Source organism: Metalysinibacillus jejuensis, from assembly GCF_003057615.1.
In the GTDB taxonomy this organism is placed as follows: domain Bacteria; phylum Bacillota; class Bacilli; order Bacillales_A; family Planococcaceae; genus Metalysinibacillus; species Metalysinibacillus jejuensis.
In genome coordinates, this window is the sequence record NZ_QAFW01000006.1 from 19672 (window position 1) to 35119 (window position 15448).

13 protein-coding genes are annotated in these 15448 nt (G+C 43.5%); 12 read left to right on the forward strand and 1 reads right to left on the reverse strand.

The window, feature by feature from the left end:
- Nucleotides 1-4 precede the first annotated feature (4 nt).
- Genes DDE80_RS03560 through DDE80_RS03600 form a run of 9 tightly spaced genes read left to right on the forward strand, consistent with a single transcriptional unit; the run spans nt 5 to nt 8708 of the window.
- Complete coding sequence (locus DDE80_RS03560) at nt 5-1360, forward strand: cobyrinic acid a,c-diamide synthase CobB (RefSeq protein ID WP_108306309.1); 1356 nt, start codon at nt 5-7, stop codon at nt 1358-1360.
- Nucleotides 1357-1998, forward strand: coding sequence for a precorrin-2 dehydrogenase/sirohydrochlorin ferrochelatase family protein (locus tag DDE80_RS03565; protein WP_108306310.1), 642 nt, complete (start codon nt 1357-1359; stop codon nt 1996-1998). Before DDE80_RS03560 ends, DDE80_RS03565 begins: the two co-directional genes overlap by 4 nt.
- The gene (gene cobA, locus DDE80_RS03570) at nt 1988-2731 is read left to right on the forward strand and encodes a uroporphyrinogen-III C-methyltransferase (protein WP_108306311.1); all 744 of its coding nucleotides are present in this window, start codon (nt 1988-1990) and stop codon (nt 2729-2731) included. Before DDE80_RS03565 ends, cobA begins: the two co-directional genes overlap by 11 nt.
- A 12-nt stretch (nt 2732-2743) precedes the next feature.
- Complete coding sequence (locus DDE80_RS03575; RefSeq protein ID WP_108306312.1) at nt 2744-3307, forward strand: nitroreductase family protein; 564 nt, start codon at nt 2744-2746, stop codon at nt 3305-3307.
- A complete protein-coding gene (locus DDE80_RS03580; protein ID WP_108306313.1) occupies nt 3298-3837 on the forward strand; it encodes a cob(I)yrinic acid a,c-diamide adenosyltransferase in 540 nt (179 codons plus the stop codon). The genes DDE80_RS03575 and DDE80_RS03580 overlap by 10 nt, the downstream gene beginning before the upstream one ends.
- A complete protein-coding gene (locus tag DDE80_RS03585; protein WP_108306314.1) occupies nt 3837-5324 on the forward strand; it encodes a cobyric acid synthase in 1488 nt (495 codons plus the stop codon). Before DDE80_RS03580 ends, DDE80_RS03585 begins: the two co-directional genes overlap by 1 nt.
- 3 nt (nt 5325-5327) lie before the next feature.
- Nucleotides 5328-6161 (forward strand): class I SAM-dependent methyltransferase, encoded by an 834-nt coding sequence (locus tag DDE80_RS03590; protein WP_108306315.1) that lies wholly within the window; start codon nt 5328-5330, stop codon nt 6159-6161.
- A 50-nt stretch (nt 6162-6211) separates the two neighbouring features.
- Nucleotides 6212-7282: an iron-containing alcohol dehydrogenase gene (locus DDE80_RS03595; RefSeq protein WP_282432378.1), complete on the forward strand. Its 1071-nt coding sequence runs from the start codon at nt 6212-6214 to the stop codon at nt 7280-7282.
- Nucleotide 7283: 1 nt separating this feature from the next.
- Complete coding sequence (locus tag DDE80_RS03600) at nt 7284-8708, forward strand: NAD-dependent succinate-semialdehyde dehydrogenase (protein WP_108306317.1); 1425 nt, start codon at nt 7284-7286, stop codon at nt 8706-8708.
- Nucleotides 8709-8872: 164 nt separating this feature from the next.
- On the opposite strand, the gene DDE80_RS03605 is transcribed toward DDE80_RS03600, so the two are convergent.
- Nucleotides 8873-9316, reverse strand: a complete 444-nt coding sequence (locus tag DDE80_RS03605) for a Dps family protein (protein WP_108306318.1) — start codon at nt 9314-9316, stop codon at nt 8873-8875.
- A 277-nt stretch (nt 9317-9593) separates the two neighbouring features.
- Between DDE80_RS03605 and acnA the strand changes: the two genes are divergently transcribed.
- The 3 genes from acnA (at nt 9594) to DDE80_RS03620 (ending at nt 15319) form a co-directional block, all read left to right on the forward strand.
- Nucleotides 9594-12293, forward strand: a complete 2700-nt coding sequence (acnA, locus tag DDE80_RS03610) for an aconitate hydratase AcnA (protein WP_108306319.1) — start codon at nt 9594-9596, stop codon at nt 12291-12293.
- A 194-nt stretch (nt 12294-12487) separates the two neighbouring features.
- The gene (locus tag DDE80_RS03615; RefSeq protein ID WP_108306320.1) at nt 12488-13471 is read left to right on the forward strand and encodes a diaminopimelate dehydrogenase; all 984 of its coding nucleotides are present in this window, start codon (nt 12488-12490) and stop codon (nt 13469-13471) included.
- 162 nt (nt 13472-13633) lie between these two features.
- Entirely contained in the window at nt 13634-15319 is a 1686-nt protein-coding gene (locus tag DDE80_RS03620; protein ID WP_108306321.1) for a methyl-accepting chemotaxis protein, read from the forward strand.
- The last annotated feature ends 129 nt before the right edge of the window (nt 15320-15448 follow it).

The following is a 15448-nucleotide window of genomic DNA, read 5'->3' on the forward strand; positions in this document are numbered from 1 at the left end:
TTGTATGCAAACGAATCGTTTTGTGATTGCAGGAACAGGTAGTGGTGTCGGCAAAACGACGTTTACGATTGGTTTACTCGCGGCGCTAAAACGTCGTGGTAAAACTGTACAAGGCTTTAAATGTGGGCCTGACTATATTGACCCAACGTATCATACGGCGGTTACAGGCCGCCCATCACGGAATATCGATAGCTTTATGTTTAGTGACGAAGCGGTGCGCGATGTCGTAGCACGCGCGAGCGCTGATGCAGACGTTGCAGTGATAGAAGGTGTTATGGGCTTTTACGACGGCAAATCACCGCTAGATGATAAGGGCTCGACCGCCGATATTAGCGTAATTACCGAGAGCCCTGTCATTTTAATTGTCAATGCGGCAAGTATGGCGCGCAGTGTGGCGGCCATCGTTAAAGGTTTCCAAACCTTATCCGATAAGCCTAATATTGTTGGGGTCATTGTGAACCAATTAGGAAGTGAAAGCCACTATAACATTGTAAAGACTGCGATTGAACAAGAGTGCCACATTCCAGTGCTAGGCTATTTAAAAAAGAATGCGGTATTAACCGTACCAAGTCGTCATTTAGGGCTAGTGCCTGCGATTGAACGCGGCGAGTTAGCTGACTTTTTTAACACATTAGCCGACGCTATTGAAGAAAACATTGATATCGACAAGCTACTAACCGTAACAAAAGCACCAAAACTTAAAAAAGTAGCGAGTGTATTTGATGATAACGTAGCAAAGCGTGCTGTCATTGCGGTAGCACGTGATGCGGCTTTTAACTTTTATTACGAAGAAAACCTTGCCATTTTACGTGCCCGTGGTGCCGAACTCAAGTTCTTTTCACCATTAGCTAATGAGCCAGTACCAGCAGATGCACAGGGGCTTTACCTTGGCGGTGGCTTCCCAGAGGAGTACGCGGCCACATTAGCGCAAAATACGATAGCAAATGATGCGATTAAACAAGCGATTGCGCGCGGGGTAGTGACGCTTGCAGAGTGCGGCGGTTATATGTATTTAACCGAAGCAATTACGACAACATCAGGTGAACGTATACCGATGCTTGGCATAATTGCGGGAGAAGTCGCGATGCAACAAAAACTTGCGGCGTTAGGCTACCGCGAAATTTTTGGGCGGAAAGGTAACTTTTTACTCGGCGAAAATGAAGAAGCGCGTGGGCATGAATTTCATTATTCAAAATATACAGGTGAGCAACAGCCTGCCTATGCGACAAAAGGGCGTTTCGGTAAAAAAGAAGAAGGCTATTTAACGCCGACACTTGTAGCAGGATATGCCCATTTCCACTTCTTATCAAACCCGGCGATGGCAGACAATTGGCTAACGGCATGTGAGGCAGTGCAATGACACATGTACCGGTAATGCTAAACCTTACGAATCAGGCGGTATTACTTGTCGGTGGTGGGCACGTCGCTTGGCAAAAGTATCGTACACTCGCCCAAAGTGGTGCGCGTATTACCGTAGTGAGCCCTGAATTGCATCCTAAAATGCAAGCGCTTTGTGAAGAAGGGGCATTTGTGTGGCAAGCACGTGCGTTTGAAGCAAGCGATGTTGTAGGAAAGCTCGTTATTTTTGCGGCAACAGACGACGAAGCAGTCAATGCAGCGGTGCAAGAAGCGGCACTACCGACACAACTCGTCAATCGGACGGATAAGGCGATGCATAGTAATTTTTTATCGACCGCTACTGTACAGCGTGGCGACTTAGTAATTGCTGTGTCAACGAATGGCGCAAATCCAGGACTTGCGCGCAAAATTAAGCAACAGTTAGACGAGCAATTTGACGACCATTATGAAGCGTATGTCGCATTTTTAGCCGAGGCGCGTTTACGTATTCTCGCAGTTACAGAAAAGGGCGTGAAGCGCAATGTTGCGTTACGCCAATTGTTAGACGATCAAATTTTAACATGGGTACAACAAGGGAACAGGCAAGCATGCGATGACTTTGTGGCACAGCTCATAGAAGGAGTAAGATATGACAGGTAAAGTATATTTAGTAGGTGCAGGCCCAGGCGACCCGAAGCTTATTACAGTTAAAGGGCTAGAGTGCATTCAACAAGCAGATGTCATTTTGTATGATCGCTTAGTCAATAAAGCATTGCTTGAACATGCTAAGCCAACAGCTGAGTTAATCTTTTGTGGCAAATCCCCAGGCAGACACCATTTAATCCAAGACGAAATCCATGAGGTACTCGTGGAAAAAGCGAATGAAGGTAAAGTGGTTACACGTTTAAAAGGCGGCGACCCTTGTGTGTTTGGTCGCGGCGCAGAAGAGGCAGAAGTTTGCGCCAATGCCAATATCCCATTTGAATTTGTGCCAGGGATTACAGCAGGCATTGCAGCACCGCAGTATGCAGGTATTCCGGTTACGCATCGTGACCATGCGGCAAGCTTTGCGATTGTTACAGGGCATGGCCGTGCCGAAAAGGGACAGGATTATTTAAACTGGGAAGCACTTGCAACGGGCATTGATACCATTGCCTTTTATATGAGCGTTGGCAACCTTGCTTATATTACTTCACAACTCATTGCCCACGGACGCAAAGCAACAACGCCAGTTGCGGTAATCGAGTGGGGCACAACAGAAAAACAGCGTACAATTACAGGCACACTCGAAACGATTGCACAGGATATTGTAGCTAGTGGTTTGCAAAATCCATCTATGGTGCTCGTGGGTGATGTCGTAAGCATGCGCGAAAAAATTAAATGGTTTGAATAAGGAGAGAGACAAATGTCAATTTTCACAGCATTAGAAAAGCGTCGTGCCATTCGTAACTATACGGATCAGCCAGTAGAACGCGAAAAAATCGAACAAATTTTAGCGGCAGCTGTGCAAGCGCCGAATGATAAAAATCGTGAGCCTTGGCGCTTTTACGTCGTACAAGGCGATGCACTGAAGCGCTACGAACAAGTGGCAACCGCTTATTTAGAGGAGCGCTTCCCGACGAAGCCACATTTAGTAGAGAGCTCATTAAAAGTCATTAAAACAACACCGACTGTCATCGTCGTAACGTCGGCTATCGTTGAAGGTGACGAGGGCGCAACAAAGGATAACGTCTTTGCGGTATGTGCGGCAATTCAATCGATGTGGTTAGCGGCAGATGAGCTAGGACTAGGCTTTGTTTGGCGTACACGCGGCGTTGGCTTAGTACATGACGTACGCATGCACCAGTTTATTAATGCAGGTGAAGACGAACAAGTTGTCGGTACCATTTTCATGGGTTACCCAGCAGAAGACAATAAACTCGGCGACAAAAAACGTACGCCAGCTGAGGAGAAAACCGTATGGCTGTAAAACGAGGTTTATTTTTAATGTATACCGGCGATGGTAAAGGTAAAACAACAGCTTCACTCGGTGTAACTTTACGTGCGATTGGGCGTGGCTTAAACGTGCGCTATATGCAATTTATTAAGTCACCTGAGCGCACGTACGGCGAAAAAATCGCCTTAAAAAAGCTCGGCGTTGAGATGGAACAAATGGGCATTGGCTTTACGTGGACAAAAACGCCAGAGGAGCACCGCGAGGCATTACAAATCGCGTGGGCCAAAGCCAAGGCAGCCTTAGCGGATGAGTCTATTGATTTACTCGTACTCGACGAACTAAATAATGCGTTAGCGATCACGAAGTTTCCGATTGACGATGTATTGCCTTTAGCTGAAGTAATTGAGGCCATTCAAAACCGCCCAGCAGGCATGCATTTAGTCATTACAGGTCGTAGCGCTAAACAACAGCTAATTGATTTAGCAGACTTAGTGTCTACCATTGAAGCAACTAAACATTATTACGAGGAAGGTATACCTGCAGTAAAGGGGCTGGAGTTTTAATGGCAACTTCTATTATGGTACAAGGTACTGCGTCAGACGTCGGCAAAAGCATGATTTGCACGGCGCTCTGCCGCATTTTTTTACAAGACGGCTATAAAGTGGTGCCGTTTAAATCACAAAATATGGCGCTTAACTCCTTCGTGACACAAGACGGTGGCGAAATTGGGCGCGCGCAAGGCGTACAGGCGGAGGCAGCGGGCGTAGTAGCGGATACGCATATGAACCCGATTTTACTCAAGCCTAAGCAAGATATGGTATCAGAGGTCATTGTACACGGCAAACATTTTTTAGATATGACAGCGACAAGCTACCGTAATGAGTTTGTACATAAAGCGCTACCCATTATCGAAAAATCCGTGCGTAAATTACAGGCAGAGTACGACATTATTGTGCTAGAGGGCGCAGGTAGCCCAGCTGAAATTAACTTAAAAGACCGTGACATTGCCAATATGCGAATGGCGCATATGAGCGATGCTGCTGTAGTATTAGTTGCTGATATTGACCGCGGTGGCGTTTTTGCGTCAATTATTGGTACGTTGGCATTACTTGATGAGGATGAGCGTGCGCGTGTCAAAGGGTTAATTATTAATAAATTTCGTGGCATGCGTGAGTTATTAGATGATGGCATTGAGTGGGTAGAGCGCGAAACAGGCATACCTGTGCTTGGCGTTGTGCCATATATTGATGTCAATATCGAAGCAGAAGACTCACTTGCGCTATCTTCACTGCGTTTTAAAAAGCCAAAAGCAGGCGAGTTTGCGTTAGATATTGTGATGATTCGTTTACCGCGTATTTCAAACTTTACAGATATTGACCCGTTCTTTGACGAGCCAGAGGTTGGCGTACGTTTAGTAGCTAAGGTGCGTGAGCTTGGTACACCTGATTTGATCGTGCTACCTGGCACAAAAGCTACACTCGATGATTTGGCATGGCTACGCAAGGAAGGATTTGACGAAGCCATTCAGGCGCTAGCAGCACGTGGCACAAAAATCATTGGTATTTGCGGTGGCTTCCAAATGCTTGGCGAGACGCTAACAGATCCTGATGCCGTTGAAGGCGACGGCACAGCAGCTAAAGGGCTAGGGTTACTCCCAGTAGCGACGGTTTTTTCGGCAGGCAAAAAAACGGTACAAATGACAGGAGAGCGCAACGGCTTATCATTAACAGGGTACGAAATTCATTTAGGCGAAACGACGTTACTTGGTGGCGAGCCATTTATGACATTAGCCGATGGTCGCGTAGACGGAGCTGTTGTGAATAACGAACAAATTATTGGTACGTATTTCCACGGCTTATTCCATAACCGTACGTATACCCGTGCTTTAGTAAACGCAATGCGTGCGGATAAAGGATTATCCCCATTACCTAGTGACGTGAAAAGTGATAGTGAACGCCGCGAGGAAGCCTATAATATGGTGGCTGACCACCTGCGTGAACACGTAGATATGGCAAAAGTGTATGACATTATGAACATTGAAAGAGGTTAAGCGATGAGACGTGGACCATTAGCGATTGATTTTGCAGATTTATGGCGAGAAGGCATGAAGGACTGGACAGGTAAGTTACCAGAGCGCATGGTAGATGATAGCCTAGAGGAAGCCTTTTGGGCACAATCGATGGCAAAAAAACAAGCAGGTAAAACCGATCCTTACGCGGACGAAATTTTTGCGGTACTGAGTAAACATATTGCACTGCACCACCACGTGGCGGAAATTGGACCAGGTTGGGGTAACTATACCTTTCCCACACTCGAAACAGCACAGCACGTAACGTGTATTGATAGCTCGGAGGCCGTACTGAGCTACCTGCAAATGTGCTGCGGTGAGATGCTGTTAGACAATGCAGATTTTGTGCACGCCAAGTGGGAGAGCTATGACGTACCAAAAACGTATGACGTTATTTTTGGCGTTAACTGTTTTTACCGCATGCTAGATATTAAAGAAACACTTGAGCGCATGAATCAATTCGCCACAGAAAAAGCCATTATCGGCATGACCAGTGGTCCCATTCAGCCGCATTATTTAGCGCTTGAGCGCATGGGTTACACTATCAAGCATCCGCGCCGTGACTATATTGACTTAGTTAATATTTTATATGGCATGGGCATATTTGCTTCTGTGGAGTTAGTGCCATTAAAGCGCACGTATGTGTATGATACGCTCGATGAATTACTCCAAAAACAAAGTGTAAAGGCATTAGACAAACCCTTCACCCGTGAAGATTTACTAACCGCCTTAACCCCATTTATTGAAGAAGTCGATGGCAAATGGCATTACCCGCATGATTTCCATGCGGCACTCATTAGTTGGATACCACAAAATTAACAACTGTGCGAACCCCAAGTGCCCATAAAAAGGCTAGGAGGTTCGCACAGTTGTTTTGCCTTAAAAGTCACTTACCCAACCATGTGATTGCCCCGTTAGAGGAGCTTGGCATGACATACGAGGTCTACACAGAAGTAGTACCTGAGCCGCCACTTGCGGTTGGTGAAAAACTTGTAGCGTTTACACGCGACAATCATTTTGATGCCGTTATCGGTATTGGTGGCGGTAGCGCCCTAGATTTAAGTAAACTTGCGGGTGTACTATCACAGCATGAAGGTTTAGTAGCGGATTACTTAAACTTAACAGGCTCACGTCAAGTAACGCATAAAGGTTTACCAACCATTTTAATTCCTACAACATCAGGCACTGGCTCTGAGGTAACAAATATTTCGGTATTAGCGCTTGAAACAACAAAAGACGTTGTGGCACATGATGCATTAATCGCTGACGTCGCAATTGTTGACCCTGAGTTAACCATGTCTTTACCACCTAAAGTAACAGCAGCTACAGGTGCAGATGCGCTAACACATGCGATTGAGGCATATGTCTCGAAATTTGCGAGCCCTGTTTCTGACGCATTAGCACTGCAGGCGATTCGTTTAATTAGCGCATCTATCCGTACAGCTGTACACCAAGGTGACAATAAAGAAGCGCGTACAAAAATGAGCTATGGTAGCTACTTAGCAGGTCTTGCTTTCTTTAACGCAGGCGTTGCAGGTGTACATGGTTTAGCTTACCCATTAGGTGGTCAATTCCACTTAGCGCATGGTGAGTCAAACGCGGTATTATTACCCTATGTGATGGGGTATATTCGTTCAAGTTGTGAGGAGCGCATGAAGGATATTTACGAAGCAATGGGCTTCAGTCCATCAGGCATGTCACAAACCGAAGCATCACAAGCTTGTGTGCGTGAGCTTAAGCGTTTAGTAGAGGATATTAATATCCCTTCAACATTACAAGAATTTTCGATTCCTAAAGAAGCCATCCAATCATTAACGGATGATGCGATACTGCAAACGAGAATTTTAGCGCGAAGTCCGTTAAAATTAGAGTTGGAAGATATTTTTACCATCTACGCAGCAGCTTACGAAGGTAAAGTTGTTGAAAAGGGAGAGAAGTAAAATGAAAAACTACGAACTTTTAATTAATGGTGAATGGGTAGGTAAGGACTGGAAGCAATACGAGGTCATTAACCCAGCCACAAAACAACCAATGGCATCTGTACCATACGGTGGTGAAGCAGAAGCAACAGCAGCAGTAGATGCAGCTGCTGTTGCTTTCACAACATGGAAAAAGAAAACCGCACAAGAGCGTTGCGACATTTTATATCGCTGGTACGAGCTTGTAAAAGAAAACGAACAAGAAATTGCAGCTTTAATGACAGAGGAGCAAGGTAAACCACTCGCAGAAGCATTAGGTGAAGTACGCTATGCGAATGCTTATATCCAGTGGTATGCCGAAGAGGGTAAACGCGTATACGGCGAAACAATCCCAGCTTCTGCACCAGATAAACGCATGCTTGTACTACGTCAACCAATCGGTGTTGTAGCGGCAATCACGCCTTGGAACTTCCCAGCGGCAATGATTACACGTAAAATCGCACCCGCTTTAGCAGTAGGTTGTACAGCTGTACTTAAACCTGCTAGTCAAACACCACTAACCGCGATTAAATTAGTGGAATACGCAGAGCAAGCAGGCGTACCAAAAGGCGTTATTAATATCGTAACAGGTTCGGCACGTGCGATTGGCGGTGCTTGGACAAGCGACAGCCGTGTGCGTAAATTAACATTTACAGGCTCAACAGAAGTTGGTAAACAATTAATGAAGGACTCTGCAGATACAATGAAAAAGGTATCACTTGAATTAGGCGGTCACGCACCATTTATCGTACTAAAAGACGCTGATCTTGAAGTAGCAGTTGCAGGTGTACTGGCATCTAAATTCCGTAATGCGGGTCAAACATGTATTTGTACAAACCGTGTTTACGTGCATAAAGATATCGAAGAAAAATTTGTAGCGCTAGTAGCAGAAAAAGTAAAGGCAATGAAGGTCGGTAACGGCTTAGATAAAACAACAGACATCGGTCCAATGATTGATGAAAATGCAGTTGACAAAGTAAACGAACACGTAGAAGATGCACGCAATAAAGGTGCAGTAGTCGAAACAGGCGGTAAGCGCGCAGCAGGCGAAGGTTATTACTACGAGCCAACAGTAATGTCTGGCGTAACAGATGACATGCAGTGTATGTCAGAAGAAACATTTGGCCCATTACTACCAATCGCTACGTTTACAGATGTTGATGATGCGATTGCACGTGCGAATAACACACCATTTGGTTTAGCAGCCTATGTTTTCACAACGAATCTTTCTGAGGCGTTTTATGTAAGTGAAGCGCTTGAATACGGCATCATCGGTTTAAATGACGGTGGTCCTTCAGCGGCACAAGCACCATTTGGCGGCTGGAAAGAAAGCGGTACAGGACGCGAAGGCGGACGTCAAGGTATGGAAGACTACCTTGAAACAAAATATATTTCGATTAAATTATAAGAGCTAAACAGTCACTCCGGTGGCTGTTTTCTTTTACATTAACATAACAAATTAAGCGACACTATTTTTATTAAAAATAAAACAAACAAGCTATTAAAAAATTATACCTAAGCCCAACAAAAAAGCAGCGTCCTCATTTAAAAGGAACACTGCTTTTCTAAAAATTATTTGCCTAAGTAGGCGTTTAACATCCATGTATGCTTTTCTAAACTTTGGAACTGGGCATTTAATAAGTCTTCTGTGCGATCGTCACCAGCGTCGGCTGCAAGCGTCATACCATTGTCTAACGCCTTCATAATTGTTTTGAAGTCAGCGACTAGTTTTTCAACCATCTTCGTTGCGTCCTCTTTACCTGACGCCTCTTTAATTAGTGACAACTCAAGGTGCTCTTTTAATGTCGCAACCGGCTTGCCACCTTTTGATAAAATACGTTCGGCTAAATCATCCAAGTTTAATGTTACTTCATTATATAACTCTTCAAATTTAACATGCAGTGTGAAAAATGATGGGCCACTTACGTACCAGTGATAATTGTGTAGCTTAGTATAAAGTACTGACCATGTTGATACTAACTCATTTAATTGTTTGTCTAAGTTTTCCGTTTTCATTAGTAAATCACTCCGTTTCATAATTAACTTTACCCTTACAAAATCGTGCATAAACCTATTTTTATGCTAAAGATTAATAAATTAACGCATTCAGAAATTATCATACTATTGAGAACGTTTCGCAAGTGTAATTTATCATCAGTGATAAGTTTAACTTATAGTAAAATATAAAATTAATGTAATTTACTTATGTCGCAAAATCGGGTATCATAGGTGTTGGAGGAAAGTAGCTGAGACATCAGCCTTTTCAATAAGAATTATTAGGGGGAAACCGTAAATGGCAAATTTACACAACAGCCGCGCTTCATTTGATGTAAACGGCAAAACGTATAACTACTTCCGTTTAGGCGCAATCGAAGAAGCAGGTATCGCAAAGGTATCAAACCTTCCTTACTCAATTAAAGTATTATTAGAGTCAGTTTTACGTCAATATGATGGTTATGTAATTAAAGAAGATCACGTTGACAACTTAGCAAAATGGGGTAAAGACGCTGACGCAGAAGCAGAAGTTCCTTTCAAACCATCTCGCGTAGTATTACAAGACTTCACTGGTGTACCAGTAGTAGTTGACTTAGCTTCATTACGTTCAGCAATGAAAGAAATGGGCGGAGATCCAGCTAAAATCAACCCAGCTATCCCAGTTGACCTTGTAATTGACCACTCTGTACAAGTAGACAAGTATGGTAACCAAGCAGCTTTACAAGCGAACATGGACTTAGAGTTCGAACGTAACGCTGAACGTTATAACTTCCTTAAATGGGCGCAAACTGCTTATGACAACTTCCGCGCTGTACCACCTGCAACAGGTATCGTACACCAAGTTAACTTAGAGTATCTTGCACCAGTTGTACACGTTTACGAAAATACTGACGGTACTTTCGAAACATTCCCAGACTCAGTAGTAGGTACTGACTCACATACGACAATGATCAACGGTCTTGGCGTACTTGGATGGGGCGTTGGTGGTATCGAGGCTGAAGCAGGTATGCTTGGTCAACCATCTTACTTCCCAATTCCTGAAGTAATCGGTGTTAAATTAACTGGCGACCTTCCTAACGGAACAACAGCTACTGACTTAGCACTTAAAGTAACTCAAGTTTTACGTGCTAAAGGTGTAGTAGGTAAATTCGTAGAGTTCTTCGGTCCTGGCGTTCCACAATTACCATTAGCTGACCGTGCTACAATTTCAAACATGGCGCCTGAGTATGGTGCTACTTGTGGTTACTTCGCAATTGACGAAGAATCACTTAACTACATGCGTTTAACTGGCCGTGACGAAGAGCACTTAGCAGTTGTTGAAGCTTACCTTAAAGCTAACGACATGTTCTTTGACCCAACATTAGAGCCTGTATACACTGACGTAGTAGAAATTAACCTTGCTGACATTGAGCCAAACCTTTCTGGCCCTAAACGTCCACAAGATTTAATTCCACTTTCAGAAATGCGTGCACGCTACAAAGAAGCAGTTACAGCACCAATGGGCGTACAAGGCTTCGGTTTAACTGAAGACGAGTTCGCTAAAACATCTACAGCTAAATTCGCTGAAGGCGACGTAGAAATCCCAACAGGTGCAGTAGCAATCGCTGCTATTACATCTTGTACAAATACATCTAACCCATACGTTTTAATCGCTGCAGGTCTTGTAGCTAAAAAAGCGGTTGAGTTAGGCATGGAAGTTCCTAAATGGGTTAAAACTTCTTTAGCACCAGGTTCAAAAGTTGTTACAGGTTACCTAGAAGATTCAGGTCTTCAAGAATACCTAAACAAAATTGGCTTTAACACTGTAGGTTACGGCTGTACAACATGTATCGGTAACTCAGGTCCTTTACTTCCAGAAATCGAAGAAGCGATTAAAGACAACGACTTATTCGTAACTTCTGTACTTTCTGGTAACCGTAACTTCGAAGGCCGTGTTCACCCACTTGTAAAAGCTAACTACCTTGCTTCACCACCATTAGTAGTTGCATACGCATTAGCTGGTACTGTAGACATCGATCTACAAACAGACGCTATTGGTAAAACAGCTGACGGTAAAGATGTATTCTTCAAAGACATCTGGCCTGCAACTGAAGAAGTAAACGAAGTATTAAACAAAGTAGTTACTCGTGAATTATTCCAAAAAGAATATGAAACAGTATTCACTGCTAACGAAGCTTGGAATGCAATTGAAACGTCAACTGAATCTCTTTACACATTCGATGACAAATCAACTTACATCCAAAACCCACCATTCTTCCAAGGTCTTGCAAAAGAGCCAGGCTCAATCCAAAGCCTTGACAACATGCGTGTAATCGCTAAGTTTGGTGACTCAATTACAACTGACCATATTTCTCCAGCTGGTGCCATCGGTAAAGATACACCTGCAGGTAAATATTTAATCGAAAATGGCGTTGCGATTCGCGACTTCAACTCATACGGTTCACGTCGTGGTAACCACGAAGTAATGATGCGCGGTACATTCGCTAACATCCGTATCCGTAACCAAGTTGCTCCAGGTACTGAAGGCGGCTTCACTACGTACTGGCCAACTGGCGAAGTAGAGTACATCTACGACGCTTGCATGAAGTACCAAGCAGACGGCACTGGCTTAGTAGTATTAGCTGGTAACGACTACGGTATGGGTTCTTCACGTGACTGGGCTGCAAAAGGTACTAACCTTTTAGGCATTAAAACAGTTATCGCACAAAGCTACGAGCGTATTCACCGTTCTAACCTTGTAATGATGGGTGTTCTACCTCTTCAATTCATGGCTGGCGAATCTGCTGAATCTTTAGGCTTAACTGGTAAAGAAGAAATCTCTGTTAACATCGCTGAAGGCGTTAAACCTCGTGATATCCTAACAGTAACTGCTAAATCTGAAGACGGTACAGTTAAAGAGTTCAAAGCTTTAGCTCGTTTCGACTCAGAAGTAGAAGTAGACTACTACCGTCACGGTGGTATCCTACAAATGGTGCTTCGCGCGAAAGCTGCAGAATAAGCAACCAATTGAAAAAGGGCTGTCCTCTATGGGCAGCTCTTTTTTTGATTATTACTCTACCGATGGTTACAAGAAACTTCCTTCTAATTATGCAATGTATTAATTAATAATACTGAAATTTTTGTATTTTGAACGTAAAGTATTGTGAATTTTTTGCATACACCGTATGATACTAACGTAGAGGAGGCGTTAAGATGAGTAAAATTAAAGTAGGTATTGTCGGATACGGCAATTTAGGTCGCGGCGCAGAGCAGGCGATTACGCAAAACGACGATATGGAGTTAGTGGCAGTATTTACACGTCGCGATCCTTCAAGCGTAGTGATTGCGACAGAGAGCGCGCAAGTTTGTCATTTAGACGACGTGCTACAATTTAAAAATGACATCGATGTAATATTACTATGCGGTGGTTCTGCGACAGACTTACCAGAGCAAGTACCAGCGCTAGCAAAACATTTTACAACAGTAGATAGTTTTGATACCCATGCATTAATTCCGAAGTTTTTTGACGAAGTAGATGTCGCCGCGCAAGCAGGGGGCAACGTATCGATTATTTCTGTAGGATGGGATCCAGGCTTATTCTCGCTTAACCGTTTACTCGGCGAAACTGTGCTACCACAAGGCGAGACATATACATTTTGGGGAGAGGGCTTAAGCCAAGGTCACTCAGACGCTGTACGACGCATTGAGGGCGTTAAACGCGGTGTTCAATATACATTACCAATCGAAGAAGCTGTTAACCGTGTACGAAGCGGTGAAAACCCTCAGCTTACGACGCGTGAAAAGCATGCGCGCGTTTGCTATATTGTAGCTGACGAAGGTGCTGATCAAAAGGTTATCGAAGAAACCATTGTGACAATGCCAAACTACTTCGCAGACTATGATACTACGGTTCATTTTATTGATGAGGCAACGTTTGAAAAAGAGCATACAGGCATGCCGCATGGTGGTTTTGTCATTCGTAGTGGTGAAAGCGCACAAGGCGACAAGCAGATTGTCGAGTTTTCATTAAAGCTTGGCAGTAACCCTGGCTTTACTTCAAGCGTACTTGTAGCCTATGCACGTGCAGCTCACCGTTTAACACAAAAAGGTGCGACGGGTGCACACACCGTATTCGATATTCCGTTCGGTTTATTATCACCGAATGACCCCGCAGAACTTCGCAAACGATTATTATAAACGACAAGAAAGTGTATGACTAACATGCACTTTCTTTTTTTGTTTAAATTGTACATATTTCGTAAATATGTGTAAAACTATTGAACTTATAGACCTATTATTGTTAAACTAGTTAATAGGTAAAATATCTTACACTCCGTCTTACGAAAGGATGCTAAAAAAATGTCTTTACGAACGAAACTGAATGTACTTGTCATGTCTTTTATTTTATTAATCAGCTTAATTTTAGGCGTGGTGACGTATGTGCAATCAGATAAGTTAATGCGCAACAACTATGAAATGAGTGTTACCAAACTTTCTAATTTAAGTTATAGCTTACTTGATGAAAAACTACCAGGTGACTGGGCCATTAAAAATAACGAGCTATACAAAGGTACCGAAAAAATAACAAATCACGTCGCTTTAATTGATGACCTAGGGCAACAAATGGATGGTGGTGTCACCGTCTTTCAAGGTACTAAAGGGCTTATTACTACGCTCGAACTTGATGGACAACGCCTCACTGGCAAAGATGCTGACCCTGTGGTAATTGAAGCGGTTATGAATAAAGGTGAAACGTATATTGGAGAAGCAGACGTAGTAGGCACTAAGTATTTAACGCTCTACTCACCGCTTAAAAATGCGCAAGGAGACATTGTCGGCATGTGGTTTGTCGGCGAAATCATCGACGAAATTAACCAGATTCTTATAAGTTTCATTACTAAAATAGTTGTCGTCATGATTGTAGTGCTACTCATTGCGTTCGTTGTGAGTTCATTATTAACAGGACGTATTTTACGACCACTTGCACGCATGAAAGAACAAATTCAAACGATTGCAGCAGGGGAAGGCGACTTAACAAAGCAACTTGATATTACAGCAAAAGATGAAATTGGCGAAGTAGCGCAAGGTTTTAATCAGATGATTGCAAGTTTGCGCACAATGATGACAAATATCGCATCTACCGCTACTGACGTTACCCATGCTTCTAACAGCTTAACAACGAGCGCCTCAACGACTTCAGCTGCTACCGAACAAGTGACAACAACGATGCAAGCTGTAGCAGGTGGCGCAGAGCAATCCGTAACGAGCATTACAGAAAGTGTAACAGCTCTACAAGAAATGGCTGTAGGTGTTCAACAAGTAGCCGAAACTACTGCGACAATTTCAGATGCTACGAGTACAACGAGTAAAGAAGCACTCGAAGGTAACGAGGCGCTTAATCGCGTTAGAGAACAAATGAATGCGATTAACACCTCATCTAAACAAGTCGCTACGGCTATTGGTAAACTGGATGAGCAATCGAATGAAATTGGTAATATTGTAGCTGTTATTACCGGCATTGCAGACCAAACTAATTTACTGGCACTAAACGCTGCGATTGAAGCCGCACGCGCGGGGGAACAAGGTAAAGGTTTTGCGGTTGTTGCAGACGAAGTACGCAAACTAGCCGAGCAATCAAAACATTCGGCAGATCAAATTGCTTCGTTAATTACGCAAATTCAAACTGATACAAAATCTGTTATAAAAGCAATTGAAGGTAATGCACGTGAAACAGCGGCTGGTATGGACGTAGTCGTTGATACACAACAAGGCTTTGCGAAAATCAAAAATTCAATCGATAGCGTAAACGCACAAATTCATGAGGTGTCAGCTGTTACCGAACAAATGTCAGCGGGTGTTGAAGAAATCACCGCTTCTACCGAAGAAGTGGCGCGTATTTCAGGTACAATTTCGGATAATATGATCCACGTTGCTTCGTCTTCTGAAGAACAGCTTGCTGCGATGACGGATATCGACCGAGCGGCTCAAGAAATGGCACGTATGTCTGCATCTTTACAGCAACTCATTAATCGATTTACGTACTAATTTAACAAGGTGAAGCGCGCAAATGTTGCGCACTTCACCTTTTATTTAGCATAGCAAATTAAAAATATGTTGACAATTTTCAAAAAATTATGTTAGCCTAAAAGAGCATTAAACAACGAGGAGGTAAGC

Excerpts from the sequence above, each read along its gene's own strand:
- DDE80_RS03605 (WP_108306318.1), bottom strand. The coding sequence starts at position 9,316 with ATGAAAACGGAAAACTTAGACAAACAATTAAATGAGTTAGTATCAACA.
- DDE80_RS03590 (WP_108306315.1), top strand. The coding sequence starts at position 5,328 with ATGAGACGTGGACCATTAGCGATTGATTTTGCAGATTTATGGCGAGAA.
- DDE80_RS03620 (WP_108306321.1), top strand. The coding sequence starts at position 13,634 with ATGTCTTTACGAACGAAACTGAATGTACTTGTCATGTCTTTTATTTTA.
- acnA (WP_108306319.1), top strand. The coding sequence starts at position 9,594 with ATGGCAAATTTACACAACAGCCGCGCTTCATTTGATGTAAACGGCAAA.
- DDE80_RS03580 (WP_108306313.1), top strand. The coding sequence starts at position 3,298 with ATGGCTGTAAAACGAGGTTTATTTTTAATGTATACCGGCGATGGTAAA.
- DDE80_RS03560 (WP_108306309.1), top strand. The coding sequence starts at position 5 with ATGCAAACGAATCGTTTTGTGATTGCAGGAACAGGTAGTGGTGTCGGC.
- DDE80_RS03585 (WP_108306314.1), top strand. The coding sequence starts at position 3,837 with ATGGCAACTTCTATTATGGTACAAGGTACTGCGTCAGACGTCGGCAAA.
- DDE80_RS03565 (WP_108306310.1), top strand. The coding sequence starts at position 1,357 with ATGACACATGTACCGGTAATGCTAAACCTTACGAATCAGGCGGTATTA.
- DDE80_RS03615 (WP_108306320.1), top strand. The coding sequence starts at position 12,488 with ATGAGTAAAATTAAAGTAGGTATTGTCGGATACGGCAATTTAGGTCGC.
- DDE80_RS03575 (WP_108306312.1), top strand. The coding sequence starts at position 2,744 with ATGTCAATTTTCACAGCATTAGAAAAGCGTCGTGCCATTCGTAACTAT.
- DDE80_RS03600 (WP_108306317.1), top strand. The coding sequence starts at position 7,284 with ATGAAAAACTACGAACTTTTAATTAATGGTGAATGGGTAGGTAAGGAC.
- cobA (WP_108306311.1), top strand. The coding sequence starts at position 1,988 with ATGACAGGTAAAGTATATTTAGTAGGTGCAGGCCCAGGCGACCCGAAG.